Origin of the sequence: Amycolatopsis ponsaeliensis, from assembly GCF_030182635.1 — a bacterium.
GTDB lineage: Bacteria > Actinomycetota > Actinomycetes > Mycobacteriales > Pseudonocardiaceae > Amycolatopsis > Amycolatopsis ponsaeliensis.
Genome location: NZ_JAPZLD010000050.1, coordinates 67,386 through 84,421, shown reverse-complemented (window position 1 = coordinate 84,421; position 17,036 = coordinate 67,386). Strand labels below are relative to the sequence as shown.

Below are 17,036 nucleotides of genomic sequence, written 5' to 3'. Positions count from 1 at the left end.
CGTGCGGAACGAAGATGCGCCCGGCAGGTTCGTGCTACGCGTGCGAAGGCTGCGGCGCGACGTCCGGTTGTAGCTGACGGCCGGAGCCGGGGGGGGGGGGCCCCCCCCCCCCCCCCACCCCCCCCCCCTCTTTTGTTCCCCCGGACCGGAAAAGACGAGAACCCCGGCCTTTCCCCGGGCCGGGGTTATCGTCGTATCCGGTGCTCTCGCGGGATTCCTACCGCGCCAGCGCCGAAGCCGGGGACCTCAGCGACGCGAGCATCAGCTCCCGGTACTCGTCGACCATCGCGACGATGGTCGACCGGTCGAAGTCACGGCTGTTGAACCGCACGTGCCCCACCACGTCCCCGGCCGGGTCCAGGTAGAAGTCCCACAGGTTGCCGTCCGGGATCTCCGAGATGTCGTCGGACGAGTTCAGCCGCCGGCGGAGCCCGGTGTAGCTGATGTCGCCGACGCCCTCGGTTTCCAGCTCCGGCGGGAACTGGGAGATCTGGAACGCCGTGATGACGCTGTTCACGTTCGACGTCGGACCGCGCATCAGTTCCGGGTCGGACTGGGCGATGACGTCGTTGAACGGCAGCTCGTAGGAGTACGCCTCCAGCAGCGCGGCCCGGGTGCGGTGCACCAGGCCGGCGAAGTTCGGGCAGCCGGACACGTCGGTCCGGATCGGCAGGAAGTTGAACAACGCCCCCACCGTCTGCTCGAACTGGGGCTCCCGCCGGCCGGAGGTGATGATCGGCGAGACGATGTCGCTGGCGCCGGTCCGGCGGTGCAGGAACAGGTTGAAGCAGGCGTAGAGCACCATGAACGGCGAGCTGTGCAGCGACTTGGCCAGCGCGGTGACGGCCCGGGTCAGTTCCTGGTCGAACAGGAACCGGTACACCGAGTAGACCGGCGGGACGTCGAGCTGCCGGGGCCGGTCGGTGGGGAGGGTGAGGAACGTCCCGCCCGCCAGCGTGGTCTTCCAGTACTCGTGCGCGCGGGCGGTGGACTCGCTGAGGCGGGCCTGCTGCTGCCAGGCGGCGAACTCGCCGTACTGGCGCATCGCCGGCAGTTCGGGCGCGGTCAGCCCGCGACGCGTCGCGTAGCAGCTGACGAAGTCGCGCATGAGCACGTTCATGGACCAGCCGTCGCTGACCGTGTGGTGCGTGACGAGCACGAGCACGGCGTCTTCGTCGTCGAACCGGCCCAGCCTGGCCTGCAGCAACGGCCGCTGGTGGGCGGCGAGCCTGCCGATCTGGTCGACCTCGTCGAGGAACTCGTGCGCCCGGCGCTCGCGGTCGGCTTCCGGCGTCGCCGAAAGGTCGACGACCGTCAGCTCCACCGGGCCCGGCGGGTAGACGCGGGCGTAGGGAGCTTCGGCGTCCCTGACGATGGCGGTCCGCAGCACCTCGTGCCGCGCGACGACGTCGTCCAGCGCGAGCTGCACGGCCGCCGCGTCCAGCCGCCCGTGCAGGCGCCAGCCGCCCAGGACGAGCCCCCGCGGGCCGAACACGCCGAGGTCGTCGCCCCGGTCGAACGCGTACAGGAACTCCTCGTTGGCCGAAAGCGGGCGCCCGGCCGGCGCTTCGGCGCTCGGGCGGTGCTGTTCGATGGTCATTTGCTGTCGTCCATTCCGGCTGTCGCCATGATTTCGTCCGCCGCACCGGACCCGGCCACCGCGTCGTCGGGGGTCACCGCCGGCGGGCGCGTGCGGAGTCCCCACGCCGCGATGGCCGGGCACAGGAGCCCGAGCAGCAGGAAGGCCACGCCGAGCCCCATCCACCCGGCGAAACCCTGGTTGGCCACGACCCCGAGCAGCACCAGCGGCGCCACCGTCATGCTCAGCGTGGTGATCATGTTCAGGAATCCGTCGTACTGCCCCTGCGCGTGCGCCGGCGGCAGGTTGAACTCGAACACGAACCGGCCGGAGATCAGCCAGATCTGCGCGATGGCGGACACCGCGACCCCGCCGAGGAGCAGGACCGTCGCCAGGATCGGCGTCTGCCCCGGCATCAGCGCCATCATCAGGTAGCCGATGATCAGCGTCACGCCGCAGCGGAGCAGGGCCGAACCGCCCTGGCGCAGGGTCTTGACGTTCCGGCTGAGCCGCATCTGGAGCAGGATGGCCATCGCGGTGTTGAGCACGTAGACGGCGGCGACCGTCCAGGGCGGCGCGGACGTGTACACCACGATCCACACCGGCAGCAGCATGTTGTCCACGAGCATCGACATCGACAGGGCCCCGGAAACCAGCGCGAAGGCGATGAACGGCTTGTCCCGGAACACGATGTACCGGCGGACCTTCGCCTCCCCGGTGCTTTCCGGCTTCGGCAGCGGCTTGTAGTCGGGGATCCTGAGCGTGATGAAGACATCGACCACGTAGGCGGCCGCGCAGAACAGGAACATCGCGCGGTAGGCCCACGGAGTGCCGATCGAAATGCCGATACCGGAGACGAGCGCGCCGACGGTGAGGCCGATGTTCCCGATCGACTGGACCTGGCTGCGGAAGGTGATGGTCTCGGCGCCGCCGATCCGGCGCATCAGCGCGCCTTCGGAAGCCATGTACGTGAACGCGAAGACGTTCATGCACACGATGAGGATCATCAGCGACCAGAATCCCTGGATGAACACGTAGCTGCCCATCCCGGTCAGCTGTCCGGCCAGCCCGAACAACACCACCCGGCGCGGCCCCAGCCGATCGGCGAGATCGCCCGCATAGGTGGTGAGCGGCAGGCCGACCAGCCCGCCGACCGCGATGGCCAGCGCGGTCCCCGCATTCGAGATCCCCACGATCTGGGTGCAGTAGAGCACGTAGATCGGCAGGAAGACGCCGTTGGCCAGCATCCCCATGGCGTAGCCCAGGACGTACGCCCGCTGGGGTCCCGCCGGCGGGACGTGCTCCTTGGCGTACGCGACAGGACTGAAAGTCATCATGAACCCGCTCTCTGAAACGCGCGAAGCGCGGCCTGAGTACTGCTGTCCGCAAGGTCCGCTCCAGCGAATGCTCGCCGGTTTCCGCCGCGAAGCACGTCTCCTGGAACGCGCTGTTCCCCGCTCCGGCGCGGTTCGCCGGGCTCGACAATCCGGGAGATGCGGCCCGGACGCGCTTTCCGTCACCGTGGACGGAAGTCCAGTACGAAGCGGTCGAGATCCAGCGGCGTCGCCCCTGGGAAACCGGAAGCACGTGACGTGACGGAGGAAGCACGGTAATGGCTGACAAGGAACATTTCGACGTCGTCGTCATCGGCGGGGGTCCCGGCGGTTCAGCGACCGCCGGGTTGCTGGCGCAGCAGGGGCACAAGGTCCTCGTGCTGGAGAAGGAGAAGTTCCCGCGCTACCACATCGGCGAGTCGCTCATCACCGGGTCCATGCCGACGATCGAGGCGCTCGGCCTGCGTGAGCGGCTGGACAAGATGGGCTACGTCCGCAAGTACGGCGGCACCCTGATGTGGGGCCGCAACCAGGGCGCCTGGGACTTCCGGTTCACCGAGGCCTCGGAGTACGAGTACACCTTCCAGGTCCGCCGGGCCGACTTCGACTCGGTCCTGCTGGGACGGGCTCGCGAGCTCGGCGCGCTGGTGATCGAGGAGGCCACGGTCCAGGACGTGCTCTTCGAGGGTGAGCGCGCTGTCGGCGTGCGGTTCCAGCGCAAGGGCGACGCGGAGCCCACCACCGTCGGGTCGACGCTGGTGGTCGACGCTTCCGGTCAGCAGCACCTGCTCCCGCGCAAGCTCGACCTCATCGAGTACCACAACGACCTGCGCAACATCGCGGTCTGGGCGTACTTCCAGAACTGCAACCGCTACAGCGGGACGCGGTGGGGCGACACGCTCACCGAGAACCGCCCGCACGGCTGGTTCTGGTTCATCCCGCTGTCGGACTCGACGGTGAGCGTCGGCTACGTGACGCCCATCGACGAGTACAAGAAGGCGGGCAAGTCGCTGGAGGAGCTGCACGCCAGCGAGCTGGCCGCGGCCGACGAGATCACCTCGCTCACCGCGCCGGCCACCCGCGTCAGCGGCTACCGCACGATCAAGGACTGGTCCTACACCTGCAAGAAGTTCTACGGTCCGGGCTGGGCCCTGGTCGGCGACTCGGCGGCGTTCATCGACCCGCTGCTGTCCACCGGCGTCGGCCTGACGCTGCGCGGTTCCCTCGGCCTGTTCGAGACGGCGAACCTCGCGCTGCGCAACCCGGACCAGGAGCAGGTGCTTTACGAGCGCTACGAGCGCAACTACCGCGAGTTCCTCACCTCGCTGCTGGAGTTCGTCCGGTTCTTCTACGACCGCACGAAGTCCAAAGAGGACTACTTCGAAGCGGCGCAGCAGAGCATCGACCCGAAGCGCCTGCGGCCGCGCAAGATCGACTTCGCCCGGATGCTGTCCGGGGTCTCCGGCATGCGTGACATCTTCGACGGGCCGCTGGCGCTGCGGGCGTTCCGCGACAGCGACGCGCCGGACGTGCCGGACACGCTGGCGGGCTAGGGATAGGGATGGGGACCACGCAGATGGAATCATTTGTCATCTCCGAGCGGTTCGCCGGGCAGGTCGCGCGGACGCCGGACGCGGTGGCGGTGTCCGCGGGCCCGGCCGCGCTGACCTACCGGGAGCTGGACGAGCGGGCCAACCGGCTCGCGCACCGGCTCATCGGGCTCGGCGTCCGCCAGGACGACCGGGTGGCGGTGCTGCTGGAGCGGTCGATCGACCTGGTGGTCGCGATCCTCGCGACCGTCAAGGCCGGCGGCGTCTACGTCCCGGTGCACGAGGACTACCCGGCCGAGCGCCGGCAGTGGGTCGTGGACCACGCGGAGGTGTCGGTGCTGCTGGCCGACACCACCACGCGGGACGCCGGCCTGCCGGGCGGGGTGCCGGTCGTGGTCGTCGACGACGACCCGGCGACCGCCGGGCAGCCGGCCACCGACCCGTCGGTGCCGATCCACCCGGACCAGCTGGCCTACGTGATCCACACGTCCGGCTCCACCGGCCACCCCAAGGGTGTCGCGGTGACGCAGCGGGACGTCGTGCGGCTCATCTTCAACACCCAGTGGACGGTCGAGCGGCACGCGCGGGTGCTGATGGTGGCGCCGTACGCGTTCAACGTGTCCACCTATGAGATCTGGATGCCCCTGCTGCACGGCGGCCGGATCGTCGTCGCGCCGCCCGGGCAGCTGACGCCGGCGACGCTGCGCGAGCTGATCGCGGGCGAGCGGATCACCGGGATCCACCTGACGGCCGGGCTGTTCCGGGTGCTCGCGGAGGAGTCGCTCGAGACGTTCACCGGCCTGACCGAGATCCTCACCGGCGGCGACGTGATCGCCCCGAACGCGGTGCGCCGGGTGCTCGACGCCTGCCCGGACCTGGTGATCCGGGCGATGTACGGGGTCACGGAGTGCTCCCTGTTCTCCGCGCACCACCCGCTGACCGCGTCGTACCAACCGGGCACACTCGTGCCGGTCGGGGACGCGTTCAACGACGTCACGATCCACATCCTCGACGAGCGCCTCACCCCGGTGCCGAGGGGCATCGAGGGCGAGATCTACATCGCCGGGCGCGGTGTCTCGCGGGGCTACTTCGGCCGCACGGACCTGACCGCGGAGGTGTTCGTCGCGGACCCGTTCGGCGAGCCGGGCGCCCGCATGTACCGCACCGGGGATCTGGCCCGCCGCAACGACGACGGCCTGATCGAGTACGTCGGCCGGGCGAGCAGCCAGGTGAAGATCCTCGGCTTCCGGGTCGAGCTCGCCGAGGTCGAGGCGGCGCTGAGCAGCTATCCCGGGCTCGCGCAGGTCGTCGTCGTGGTGCGCGTGCTCGAGTCGGGCGAGAAGCGGCTGGTCGGGTACGTCGTGCCGGAGTCCGGCGACATCGACCTGGGGGCGCTGCGCGCGCACGCCAGGGAAACGTTGCCCGACTACATGATCCCGGCCGCGCTGATCCAGCTGGAGTCGCTTCCGCTGACGTCGAACGGCAAGCTCGACCGCAAGGCGATGCCGGAGCCCGACTTCGAGGCCGCGTCGGCCTACCGGGCCCCGGAAACGCCGCTGCAGGAGAAGCTCTGCGCGATCTTCAGCTCGGTGCTCGAGGTCTCCCAGGTCGGCATCGACGACAGCTTCTTCGACCTCGGCGGCCAGTCGCTGGCCGCGATGCGGCTGCTCAGCCGGATCCGCGCCGAGGCCGGGGTCGACCTGCTGATCAACGTGCTGTTCGACATCCCCACCGTGGCCGGGCTGGCCGACCACATCGACGACGCCGCCGCGGCGGCGGCCTGAGCCGGAGGGAGAGACCGATGGCGAACCCGTTCGAAGAGCCGGACTCCAACTACACCGTCCTGCGCAACGACGAGAACCAGCACTCGCTGTGGCCGGCGTTCGCACCCGCGCCCGAAGGCTGGACCGTCGTGCACGGGCCGGGCCGGCGCGAGGAGTGCCTGGACCACATCCGGGAGAACTGGGTGGATCTGCGCCCGCGTTCGGTCGCCGAGTTCATCACGGCGCAGGCCGGGAGCTGATCCCGCCGAACCCCGCGCGACCCGGTTCCGCCCGGCGAATTCCGGTTCGCCGGGCGGAACCGGTGTCGCGCATCGCACTGCGGAAGATGCGTGCGGCCGACGCCGAAGACACCATTGAGCCCGATGCCGGCGCCGCCGCGGCCGGCCGCGGCGGCCGCGGGCTCGTCGCCCTCGCACATCACCGATGGCCACGCGGCCAGCCGATCCGGCAAGGAGAACACGGATGACCGAAGCGGCAAGATGGGAACTGCTGTTCAAGCGCGATGACCTCGCGGCCAAGGAGGTGCGCGAGGTCGCGGCCGCGGAGCTCGAGGCGGGCGAGGTCGAGCTCGCGGTCGAGCGGCTGGCGCTGACCATGAACAACGTGACCTACGCGCGGTGGGGCGCCATCCCGCCGCTGAACTTCTGGAGTGCTTTCCCCGCCCCGGATCCGGTCCTGGGCCGGCTTCCGCTGTGGGGCTTCGCCCGCGTGTCGCGGTCGAACCACCCCGGCTACGCGACCGGCGACCGGTTCTTCGGGTTCCTGCCGTCGTCGAGCCACCACGTGGTCCGGCCGGAGCCGGCCTCGCGCGGGTTCGTGGACACCACGCCGGACCGCTACTTCGCCCACCCCTGGTACCGGACGTTCCAGCCGGCCGGCGCGGCCGACCACCGCGACGACCGCCGGACCCTGCTGCGGCCGATCTACCCCGCGTCCTTCCACGTCGCCGACTTCGTCGCCGGCCAGGCGGGTGACGGCGAGCTCACCGTGCTCATCACCTCCGCGTCGAGCAAGGTGGCCATCGGGATCGCGCACCGCCTGCGCGGCACCGCGAACGTGCGCACGATCGGGCTCACCGGCGGCGACCACGCCGCTTTCCTCACCGGGCTCGGGCTGTTCGACGAGGTGGCCACCTACGACGAGCTGCCGGCGGTGCCGGCCGGTCCGGTCCTGTGCGTCGACCTCGCCGGGGACGCCGCGGTGCTGACCGCCATCCACGGCCGGTTCCGCGCCGGCCTGGTGCACATCGCACTGCTGGGCTGGACCCACGGCGCGCAGCCGCCGCCGGAGCTCACCGACCCCGCGCCGGAGCTGTTCTTCACCCCCGCGGTCGAGGGCGCGACGATCGAGGCCGAGGGTGAAGACGCGTTCTTCGCCCGCTACCACGCGGCCGAGGACGAGTTCATCGACGCGACCGAGTCCTGGCTGACCGTCACGGCCCGCACCGGGCCCGACGCGATCGCGGCGGTGTTCCGGACCCTGGCCGACGGCACCCACCCGGCGAACGGCTTCACGATCCTCACCCCCTGAGCCGAGGGCACGAGGAAGGGCGCCGGGATCACTCCCGGCGCCCTTTTCGTTGTCTTGAATGAGTCATTCAGGGCGTGGGACGTCCTGAATGACTCATTCAAGACGTTTGCCCGGGGCACCACACCCGTCGGCCGGCGCCGGGACAGCCGATTCGGGCGACTTTGCCGGAGCCCTTTGCCTCCCGGCCGAGCAGGCCGGCCCAGAAGCGTGCCGGTCCGGCCGGGTCGTCCGCCTCGAAGGTCACCGCCAGCAGTCGCGAACGCATCACCGGAACGTAGCCACCGGCCCCAGGAAACGGCAAGGCAATAGGGAAACCGGCGACGCCTGGTGGGCGTCGCCGGTTTCCCGTCAGGCCGCCTTTGGTGAAGGCGGAGACCATCGCGTCCGGTCAGGCGGCGTGCTGCGGTGCCGACCCCGCGCCTCCGATGGCGGTGACGGCGCGCTCGATCGCGATCCGCGCGTGCCACAGGTCTTCCGCTTCCCGCGGGATGTCGAGGACGAAGGTGCGGATGCCGCCCTTGAGGTAGGTCGCCAGCGCCTGCGCCACTTCGTCGTGGCTGCCCACCAGGTAGGGGCAGAACGTGTGGTGGTACCGGAAGGGAACCAGCCAGTACGGCTGTCCCGCTTCGTCGGGGATGGGCACGGAAGCGAGCTGGGGCTGCCAGGACGACGTCCCGGCGGCGAGCAGCAGCTTCATCCTCGCGGCCCCTTCGGGGTCGGCGGGGAACCGCTCGTGCGCGATCCGCCAGGCTTCGGCGGAGTCGTCCCGCGCGATGATGCCGACGCTGATGCCCGAGCCGAACTTGTTCTTGCGCAGGTCCGGGCTGACGAAGTCCTCGGGCACCAACGGAAACGAGAGCTGGCTCAGGCCCAGCGCCTCGCCCGCGTTCAGGCTGGCCGCCGACGAGCCGGACACGTACGCCTTGGGAAGCAGCTCGTGGGGCACCGGGGTGGTGAGCCGGGCCCGGCGGAAGTTGTAGTACTCGCCGGCGAAGTTGACCATGCCGCCGCCGAGCAGCTTGTGGACGATCGTCGCGTACTCGGTGAGCCGGTCGTACCGGTCGTCGTGCGACACGGTGTCGCCCTGGACGGCGAGATCGCGGCTGAACCCGCCGCTGACGAAGTTGATGTCGATCCGCCTGCCGTACAGGTGCGCCAGGGACGACACCGCGCGAGCCAGCGCGAACGGGCTCAGGTCGATCGGCTGGATGGCGACGAGCGGCACGAAGCTCTCGGTGTTCGCCAGCGCCGCCTGGGCCGCCATCAGGGAGTCGACCGACGTGTTGTCGCTGTAGATCAAGGCTCCGCGGTAGCCGGCCTCATCGGCCCACCCGGCGATCTCCAGCAGCTTGCGCAGGTGGTGCTGCTCGTTGTACCCGATGCTGGAACGGCAGGTCGAGTAGAGGGTGACGCCGCCGGCGGCCAGGTCCATCATCGTTCGTTCCTCCCTTGGGTGATGCCGCGCACGGACGGGTCGGCCAGGAAGTCCCGCAGGCTGATCGTGATGCCGAACTGCTCTTCCAGCCGGGCGACGAGCACGGCGGCGAGCAGCGAATGCCCGCCCAGGTCGAAGAAGCTGTCCTCGACCCCGGCCCGCTCCACCCCGAGGACCTCGGCGAACAGCTCGCACAGGCGCTCTTCGAGGGGCGTGGCCGGCGCCCGGCCGGCCCCGGTGGTGAACGTCGGTTCGGGCAGGGCCTTGCGGTCCAGCTTCCCGTTGAGCGACAACGGCAGCGCGGCCAGCACCACCACCGCGTTGGGCACCATGTGCCCGGGCAGGATCCGCGCGGCGGCGGCCCGCAGCTCCGCCGGGTCCGGCGCGCGGCCGGCCTGCGGTTGCACGTAGCCCACGAGCCGCCGGTCGCCCGGCCGGTCTTCCCGGACCACGACCACGGCCTGGTCCACGCCCGGCTGCGCGGCCAGCACGGCCTCGATCTCGCCCGGCTCGATCCGGAACCCGCGGACCTTGACCTGCTGGTCGACCCGGCCCAGGTACTCGAGTTCGCCGTCGTCGCGCCAGCGCACCAGGTCGCCGGTCCGGTACATCCGTTCCCCGGCACCGAAGGGGCAGGCCACGAACCGCTGCGCGGTCAGCCCGGCCTGGTTCAGGTACCCGCGGGCCAGGCCCGGGCCGGCCAGGTAGAGCTCGCCGGCCACGCCCGGCGGCACCGGCGCGAGCCGGCCGTCCAAGACGTAGGCCCGCACGTTCCAGTTCGGCCCGCCGATCGGCGGGGCACCGGATCCCGACAGCGGCCCGCTGATCGTCGTGCACACCGACGTCTCGGTCGGGCCGTAGGCGTTGAACAGCCGCCGGCCCGCCGACCACTCGGCGACGATCTCGCCCGGGAGGGCCTCGCCGCCGACGACCAGGCACTCCAGCTCGGGCAGGCTCTCCGGGGCCGCTCCGGCCAGGGCGGCCGGCGCCACCACTGCGTGGCTGACGCGGAGCTCGCGCAACGTGTCGGCCAGTGCGTCGCCGGACAGCTGCCCCGGCGGGGGAAGGATCAGCGACGCCCCGGACGACAACGCCGAGAGCAGCTCGAGCAGCGACATGTCGAAGCTCAGCGAAAGGAGCTGGGCCACCCGGGACGCCGGGGTGACGGCCAAGGTCGCGACCATGAACGCGGCCAGGTTGGCCACCCCCTGGTGGCTGACCACCACGCCTTTGGGCCGCCCGGTGGAGCCGGACGTGTAGATCACCCAGGCCGGGTGCGCGGCCCGCAGCGGCGCGAGCCGGTCCTGATCGGCGACAGTGCCGCCGGGCAGGTCGGCCACCACCGCGGCCACCCGCGGGTCGTCCAGGACGACCAGCCGGTCCTGGCCGGGCAGGTCCGCCCCCGCCTGCCGGTTCGTGAGCACCACGACCGGGTCGGCGTCGCCGAGCATGTAGCCGATCCGATCGGCGGGATACCCCGGGTCGATCGGCAGGTAGGCCGCGCCGGCCTTGGCCACCGCCAGCACCGCCGCCACCATCTCGGGCGACCGCGGCAACGCGACCGCCACCCGCCGCTCCGGCCCGACGCCCAGGCCGACCAGGTAGCGCGCCAGCCGGGTCGAGCGGGCGTCGAGCTCCGCGTACGACCACGACACGCCCCCGGACTCCACCGCGACGGCGTCCGGCGTCCGCGCGGCCTGCGCCGCGAACAGCTCCGGCAACACGGTCACCGGAACGTCCCGCGCGGTGTCGTTCCACCGCGAGACGACCAGGTCCCGCTCGGCCGCCGTCAGCAGGTCGACGTCGCCGACCCGCAGCCCCGCGTCCGCGCTGAACTGGCCCAGCAGCGCGATCAGCCGCCCGGCCAGCGCCCGCACGGTGCCGTGGTCGAACAGGTCGGCCGCGTACTCCAGCGCGAGGCCGATCCCGCCCGGGGCGCCGTCCGGCTCGTGGCGCGACCGGAACGTCAGCGTCAGGTCGAACTTGGCCGAGCTCCCGGCCAGTTCCAGGTCCCGCGCCCGCAAGCCCGGGATCCGCCACTCCCGGCTGGTGTCCTCGTCGGCGGCCAGCATCACCTGGAACAGCGGGTGGTGCGCGGCCGACCGGACCGGGTTCAGGACTTCCACCAGCCGTTCGAACGGCACGTCCTGGTGCGCGTACGCGGCCAGGTCCCGGTCGCGGACGCGGCGCAGCAGCTCCGCGAAACTCGGGTCGCCCGAGAGGTCCGCCCGCAGCACCAGCGTGTTGACGAAGAACCCGACCAGCTGGTGCAGTGCCTCGTCCCCGCCGCGGCCGGCCACCGGCACGCCGATCGGGATGTCGGTGCCGGCCCCGGACCGCGACAGCAGGACCGCGAGCCCGGCCTGGAGCACCATGAACACCGTCACCTGGTGCTCGCGCGCCAGCTCCACCAGCCCGCGGTGCAGCCCGGCGTCGACCTCGACGCCGACGTGCCCGCCGCGGTGGGTGGGATGCGCCGGGCGGGACCGGTCGAACGGCAGGTCCAGCTGCTCGGGCAGGTCGGCCAGCGCCGACTCCCAGTACGCCACCTGCCGGCCCAGCACGCTGTCGTCGCCGGCGTCCTCGCCGCCCAGCAGCCCCCGCTGCCAGAGCGTGTAGTCCGCGTACTGCACCGGCAGGTCCGTCCACTCGGGACGGTGACCGGCCAGCCGCGCCTCGTACGCCTCGCCCAGGTCCCGCAGCAGGACCCCGAGCGACCAGCCGTCACTGGCGATGTGGTGCGTCAGCAGCTCCAGCACGCACTCGTCGTCCCCCAGCTCGAACAGCCACGCCCGCACCGGCAGCTCTTCGGCCAGGTCGAACACGTGCTGGGCCGCCTGCCCGATCAGCTCGTCCAAGCCGGCTTCGTCGGCCCGCACCACAGCGAATCCCGGCACGGCCAGCTCGGCCGGGACCACCCGCTGGTACGGCTGGCCGTCCACGGCCGGGAAGACCGTCCGCAACGCCTCGTGCCGCCCGACCACGTCACCCAGTGCCGCGCTCAGCGCGTCCGCGTCGACCGGCCCGTGCAGCCGCCACGCGAACGGCACGTTGTAGGTGGTGCTCGGCCCCTCGAGCTGCGCCTGGAACCACAACCGGCGCTGCGCGAACGACAACGGCAGGCGCTCGGGCCGGTCGGCGCGCTCCAGGGCCGGCCACACCTGGCCGGCGCCGTCGAGCGACTTGGCCAGCAGCTCGACCGTCGGGTGGTCGAACACCGTCCGGATCTCCAGCTCCACCGCCAGCACCGACCGCACCCGGCTGATCAGCCGGGCCACCAGCAGCGAGTGGCCGCCCAGGTCGAAGAAGCTGTCGTCCACGCCGACCCGGTCCACGCCCAGGACTTCGGCGAACAGCTCGCACAAGATCTCCTCGGCCGGGGTGGACGGCTCCCGGCCGGTCCCGGCGGCGTACTTCGGTGCCGGGAGGGCCTTGCGGTCCAGCTTCCCGTTGACCGTCAGCGGCAGTGCGTCCAGCACGACCACCGCGGCGGGGACCATGTAGCCGGGCAGCACGGCGGCCGCGGCGGCCCGGATCCCGGCCGGGTCCACCCGGCTCCCCGGCGCGGGCACGACGTAGCCCGCCAGGCGCTGGTCGCCCGGCCGGTCCTCCCGGGCCACCACGACGGCCTGGGCCACACCGGGCTGCCCGGCCAGCACGGCCTCGATCTCGCCCGGCTCGATGCGGAACCCGCGGACCTGGACCTGCTGGTCCACCCGGCCCAGGTACTCCAGCTCGCCGTCTTCCCGCCACTGCGCCAGGTCCCCGGTCCGGTACATCCGTTCCCCGGTACCGAAAGGACACGCCACGAACCGCTGCGCGGTCAGGCCGGCCTGGTTCAGGTACCCCCGCGCCAAACCGGGACCGGCGATGTAGAGCTCGCCCGGCACCCCCGGCGGCACCTCTTCCAGGCGTTCGTTCAGCACGTGCACCCGGGCGTTCCAGATCGGCTTCCCGATCGGCGGCGCGTCCGCGCCGGACAGCGGCCCGCTCAGCGTCACGGCCACCGTCGCCTCGGTCGGGCCGTAGGCGTTGAACATCCGCCGGTCCCGCGACCACTCGGCGCAGACCTCACCGGGGCACGCCTCGCCGCCGACCATCATGCATTCGAGCAGGGGCAGCTGTTCGGGAGCCGCACCGGCCAGGGACGCCGGCCCGACGAGGGCGTGGCTGACGCGCAGTTCGTGCAGCGCCTCGGCCAGCACCTCCCCGGCCAGCTGCCTCGGCGGCGGGAGCACCAGTGCCGCGCCGGCCGGGAACGACATCATGAACTCCATGACGGCCGCGTCGAAGCTCAGCGACGCCACCTGCCCGACCCGCGACTCCGGCCCGATGGCGAAGGTCGAGATCAGGAACGCGGACAGGCTCGCCAGCCCCTGGTGGGTGACCACCACGCCCTTGGGCCGCCCGGTGGACCCGGATGTGTAGATCAGGTAGGCCGGGTGCGCGGCCAGCAACGGCGTGAGCCGGTCCTCGTCGGTGACCGGGCCGCCGGGCTGGTCCGCCACGGCCGCGGTCACCGCGGCGTCGTCGAGGTCGAGCACGGCCGCCGCTTCCGGCAGCCGCGCCGACGTGGCCCGGTCGGTGATCAGCAGGCTCGGGGCGGCGTCGTCGAGCATGTAGCCGATCCGATCCACCGGGTAGCCCGGATCGATCGGCAGATAAGCCGCGCCGGCCTTGGCCACCCCCAGCACCGCCGCCACCATCTCCAGCGACCGCGGCAACGCGACCGCCACCAGCCGCTCCGGCCCCACGCCCAGCCCCACCAGATGGCGCGCCAAGCGGCTCGACCGCGCGTCCAGCTCCGCGTACGACCACGACGCACCCCCGGACTCCACCGCGACGGCGTCCGGCGTCCGCGCGGCCTGCGCCGCGAACAGCTCCGGCAACACCGTCACGGGAACGTCCCGCGCCGTGTCGTTCCACCCCGCGACGACCTCGTCCATCCCGGTCACGCCCGTTCGGCCCGGACAAGGCTCTTCGGCCGCATGTCCGTCCACCGCGCTTCGACGTACTCGACGCAGTTCGCGCGGGAGTCCGCGGCACGCGCCGTGCTCCAGCCGGCCGGGACGGCGATGCCGGCGGGCCACAGGCTGTACTGCCCTTCGTCGTTGACCAGGACCAGGTACAGGGCGTCGGCGTCCTCGAACGGATTGGACACGGTAAACCTCACTCCACTTAGGACGGTCTAGCTGGCACTACGTCGGTCACGGGCCGCCACGTCTCCGCGGTCGCCCCGGGCGATCGGATCTGCGGTTCCGGGACGGTCAGTCCGCGGTCGCCTCCGGCACCTGGTGCGCTTCGACGCTGTCGTACAGGTGCTTGATGTTCGAGCTGCCGAACGACGTCGCGCCCGCCCGCTCGATGATCTCCAGGAAGAGCGTGTTCCGCGGGTGCACGGACTTGGCGAAGATCTGGTAGAGCTGGCCGTCGTGGTCCTCGTCCACCAGGATGTTCAGGTCGCGCAGCTCGTCGACGGAGTACTTTTCCGGCCGCACCCGGTTGGCGAGCGCCGTGTAGTAGGCGGCCGGCGTCGTCAGCAGCTCGATGCCGTCGACGGTGAGCTGCCGCACGGTGGCCAGGATGTCCGTGGTGCTGAAGGCCATGTGCTGCACGCCCGAGCCGTCGTTGTCCTTGAGGAACCGGTCGACCTGGCCGACGGCGAGGCTGGTGTCCGACTCGACGAGCGTGAACGTGACCGCGCGCGACTTGCTCTGGATGACCTTGATGAACATCCCCTGGTCGCCGGTGACGATCCGCTCGGTGAGGATGAGCTCGAAGTCCAGCGTCCGCTGGTAGTACTCGACGGTCTCGTCCATCCGGCCCGCCTCGACGGGAATCGCGAAGTGGTCCACCTTGTGCAGCCCGGTTCCCGGGGCGGTGGCGGTTTCGGGCACCGCGACGAGGCCGAGCACGTCGGCCACCACCGCGTCGTCCGGTCGCTGCACGAACGTGTGCGTCACGTCGCCGAAGCCGGCGATCTTCGCGATGGTCACCGCGCCCCGGGCGACCGGCGCCATGACCGGCCGCACGCCGCGCCGCACGGCCTCCTCGAACGCCGCGGCGGCGTCCGGCACCCGGATGCCGATGTCGCCGATCCCGTCCCCGTGCCGCGAAACGTAGGCGTGCGCGGGGTGGTCCTCGCCCGATTCGGTCAGCACCAGGTCGATCTCGCCCTGCCCGACATCGACCGACCGCGTCGACCCGCCCGCCGGGGCCGACACCGCGCGCACGACGAAACCGCAACCGCCGACGAGCCAGGCGAGATTCCGTTCGATATCGTCCACGTACAGCTCGACGTAATCGATGGTCATGTCCCGGAGTGCGTTCTGCACGGTCTCCAACCTCCACTGGCGGGTATTCGGTGCCTGGCGTCTCGCGTCCCACCGCCGAGAATCGCAAAATCGGCCCGGTATTGTCCTCTCTTCCGTTGCCCGCGCCGGTCGCCGGACAACGCATGGCCGGAGAAGCCGTGGCAGCGTCCCCGGACGCATACTGATCACCCGGTGCCCGGCCGCAGGAGAGGCGATTCGCTTTGGAAACCCCCCTGAGCGTGGAAACGTTGCACGGATCGCTCGCCGATCCGGCCATCTCGTCGATGAACCTGCTCAACGAGCTGATCGACGAATATCCGCGGGCCATTTCCATGGCGGCCGGGCGGCCGCACGAAGAATTCTTCGACGTCGGCCAGATCCACCAGTACCTCGACTCTTATTGCGACCACCTCCGGCGCGACCGGAAGCTGAGCGAGGCCGAGGTCACCCGCACGCTCTTCCAGTACGGCGCCACGAAGGGCGTCATCGCCGACCTCGTCGCCGGCAACCTCGCCGAGGACGAGGACATCGTCGCCGCCCCCGAGTCCGTGGTCGTCACCGTCGGCTGCCAGGAGGCGATGTTCCTGGTGCTGCGGGCGTTGCGAACGGACGAGAACGACGTGCTGCTCGCCCCCGCCCCCACCTACGTCGGCCTGACCGGGGCGGCGCTGCTGACCGACACCCCGGTCCGGCCGGTGCGGTCCACCGAGGACGGCATCGACCTCGACGACCTGACGCACCAGCTGAAACTGGCGCGCGAGGCGGGCAAACGGGTCCGGGCCTGTTATGTGACACCGGACTTCGCGAACCCCACCGGCACCAGCATGGACCTGCCCGCCCGCCGCCGTCTCCTCGAGATCGCCGCGGAGCACGGGATCCTGCTGCTCGAGGACAACGCGTACGGGCTCTTCGGAGCGGATCGCCTCCCTTCGCTGAAGGCCCTCGACGACGCGGGGATCGTGGTCTACCTCGGTTCCTTCGCCAAGACCGGGATGCCCGGCGCGCGGGTCGGCTACGTCGTGGCGGACCAGCCCGTGGCCGGCGGTGGCCTGCTCGCCGACCAGCTCTCGAAGCTCAAGGGCATGCTCACGGTGAACACCTCCCCCATCGCCCAGGCGGTGATCGCGGGCAAGCTCCTGCGCAACGACCTGAGCCTGACCAGGGCCAACGCCCGCGAGACGGCGATCTACCAGCGCAACCTCCACCTGACGCTGGACGGGCTCTCCCGCACGCTCGGCGCGTGCCCCGGCGTCACCTGGAACACGCCGACGGGCGGGTTCTTCATCACCGTGACCGTGCCGTTCACCGTCGACGACGACCTGCTGGCCCACGCGGCCCGCGACCACGGCGTCCTGTTCACCCCGATGCACCACTTCTACGGCGGCAAGGGCGGGTTCAACCAGCTCCGGCTGTCGATCAGCCTGCTCACCCCGGACCTGATCGACGAGGGCGTCTCCCGGCTCGCGGCCCTCATCACCGGACGCCTCCGCTGAACCCCGCCGCGCTCCGG

General features: G+C 71.3%; 11 protein-coding genes. 5 read left to right on the top strand and 6 right to left on the bottom strand.

Annotated elements, in window-relative coordinates:
• Positions 1–217: 217 nt before the first annotated feature.
• The gene (locus QQ657_RS46325; RefSeq protein ID WP_284748781.1) at positions 218–1,600 is read right to left on the bottom strand and encodes a condensation domain-containing protein; all 1,383 of its coding nucleotides are present in this window, start codon (positions 1,598–1,600) and stop codon (positions 218–220) included.
• Positions 1,597–2,916, bottom strand: coding sequence for an MFS transporter (locus tag QQ657_RS46320; protein WP_284748780.1), 1,320 nt, complete (start codon positions 2,914–2,916; stop codon positions 1,597–1,599). Before QQ657_RS46320 ends, QQ657_RS46325 begins: the two co-directional genes overlap by 4 nt.
• 275 nt (positions 2,917–3,191) lie before the next feature.
• Between QQ657_RS46320 and QQ657_RS46315 the strand changes: the two genes are divergently transcribed.
• From QQ657_RS46315 to QQ657_RS46300, 4 genes are all read left to right on the top strand, one after another.
• A complete protein-coding gene (locus tag QQ657_RS46315) occupies positions 3,192–4,466 on the top strand; it encodes an NAD(P)/FAD-dependent oxidoreductase (protein ID WP_284748779.1) in 1,275 nt (424 codons plus the stop codon).
• A gap of 23 nt (positions 4,467–4,489) precedes the next feature.
• Positions 4,490–6,247, top strand: a complete 1,758-nt coding sequence (locus tag QQ657_RS46310) for a non-ribosomal peptide synthetase (RefSeq protein WP_284748778.1) — start codon at positions 4,490–4,492, stop codon at positions 6,245–6,247.
• 17 nt (positions 6,248–6,264) lie between these two features.
• Complete coding sequence (locus tag QQ657_RS46305) at positions 6,265–6,486, top strand: MbtH family protein (RefSeq protein WP_284748777.1); 222 nt, start codon at positions 6,265–6,267, stop codon at positions 6,484–6,486.
• 223 nt (positions 6,487–6,709) lie between these two features.
• Positions 6,710–7,777, top strand: a complete 1,068-nt coding sequence (locus QQ657_RS46300) for a DUF2855 family protein (protein WP_284748776.1) — start codon at positions 6,710–6,712, stop codon at positions 7,775–7,777.
• 388 nt (positions 7,778–8,165) lie between these two features.
• Here the strand turns inward: QQ657_RS46300 and QQ657_RS46295 are convergent, their stop codons facing one another.
• From QQ657_RS46295 to hppD, 4 genes are all read right to left on the bottom strand, one after another.
• Positions 8,166–9,212, bottom strand: coding sequence for an LLM class flavin-dependent oxidoreductase (locus QQ657_RS46295; protein ID WP_284748775.1), 1,047 nt, complete (start codon positions 9,210–9,212; stop codon positions 8,166–8,168).
• Complete coding sequence (locus QQ657_RS46290) at positions 9,209–14,158, bottom strand: non-ribosomal peptide synthetase (RefSeq protein WP_284748774.1); 4,950 nt, start codon at positions 14,156–14,158, stop codon at positions 9,209–9,211. The genes QQ657_RS46295 and QQ657_RS46290 overlap by 4 nt, the downstream gene beginning before the upstream one ends.
• A 5-nt stretch (positions 14,159–14,163) precedes the next feature.
• Entirely contained in the window at positions 14,164–14,373 is a 210-nt protein-coding gene (locus tag QQ657_RS46285; protein ID WP_284748773.1) for an MbtH family protein, read from the bottom strand.
• Between the two features lie 106 nt (positions 14,374–14,479).
• Positions 14,480–15,526: a 4-hydroxyphenylpyruvate dioxygenase gene (hppD, locus tag QQ657_RS46280; RefSeq protein WP_284748772.1), complete on the bottom strand. Its 1,047-nt coding sequence runs from the start codon at positions 15,524–15,526 to the stop codon at positions 14,480–14,482.
• A 239-nt stretch (positions 15,527–15,765) separates the two neighbouring features.
• On the opposite strand from hppD, the gene QQ657_RS46275 reads away from it, so the two are divergent.
• Positions 15,766–17,019, top strand: a complete 1,254-nt coding sequence (locus QQ657_RS46275; RefSeq protein ID WP_434056850.1) for an aminotransferase-like domain-containing protein — start codon at positions 15,766–15,768, stop codon at positions 17,017–17,019.
• The last annotated feature ends 17 nt before the right edge of the window (positions 17,020–17,036 follow it).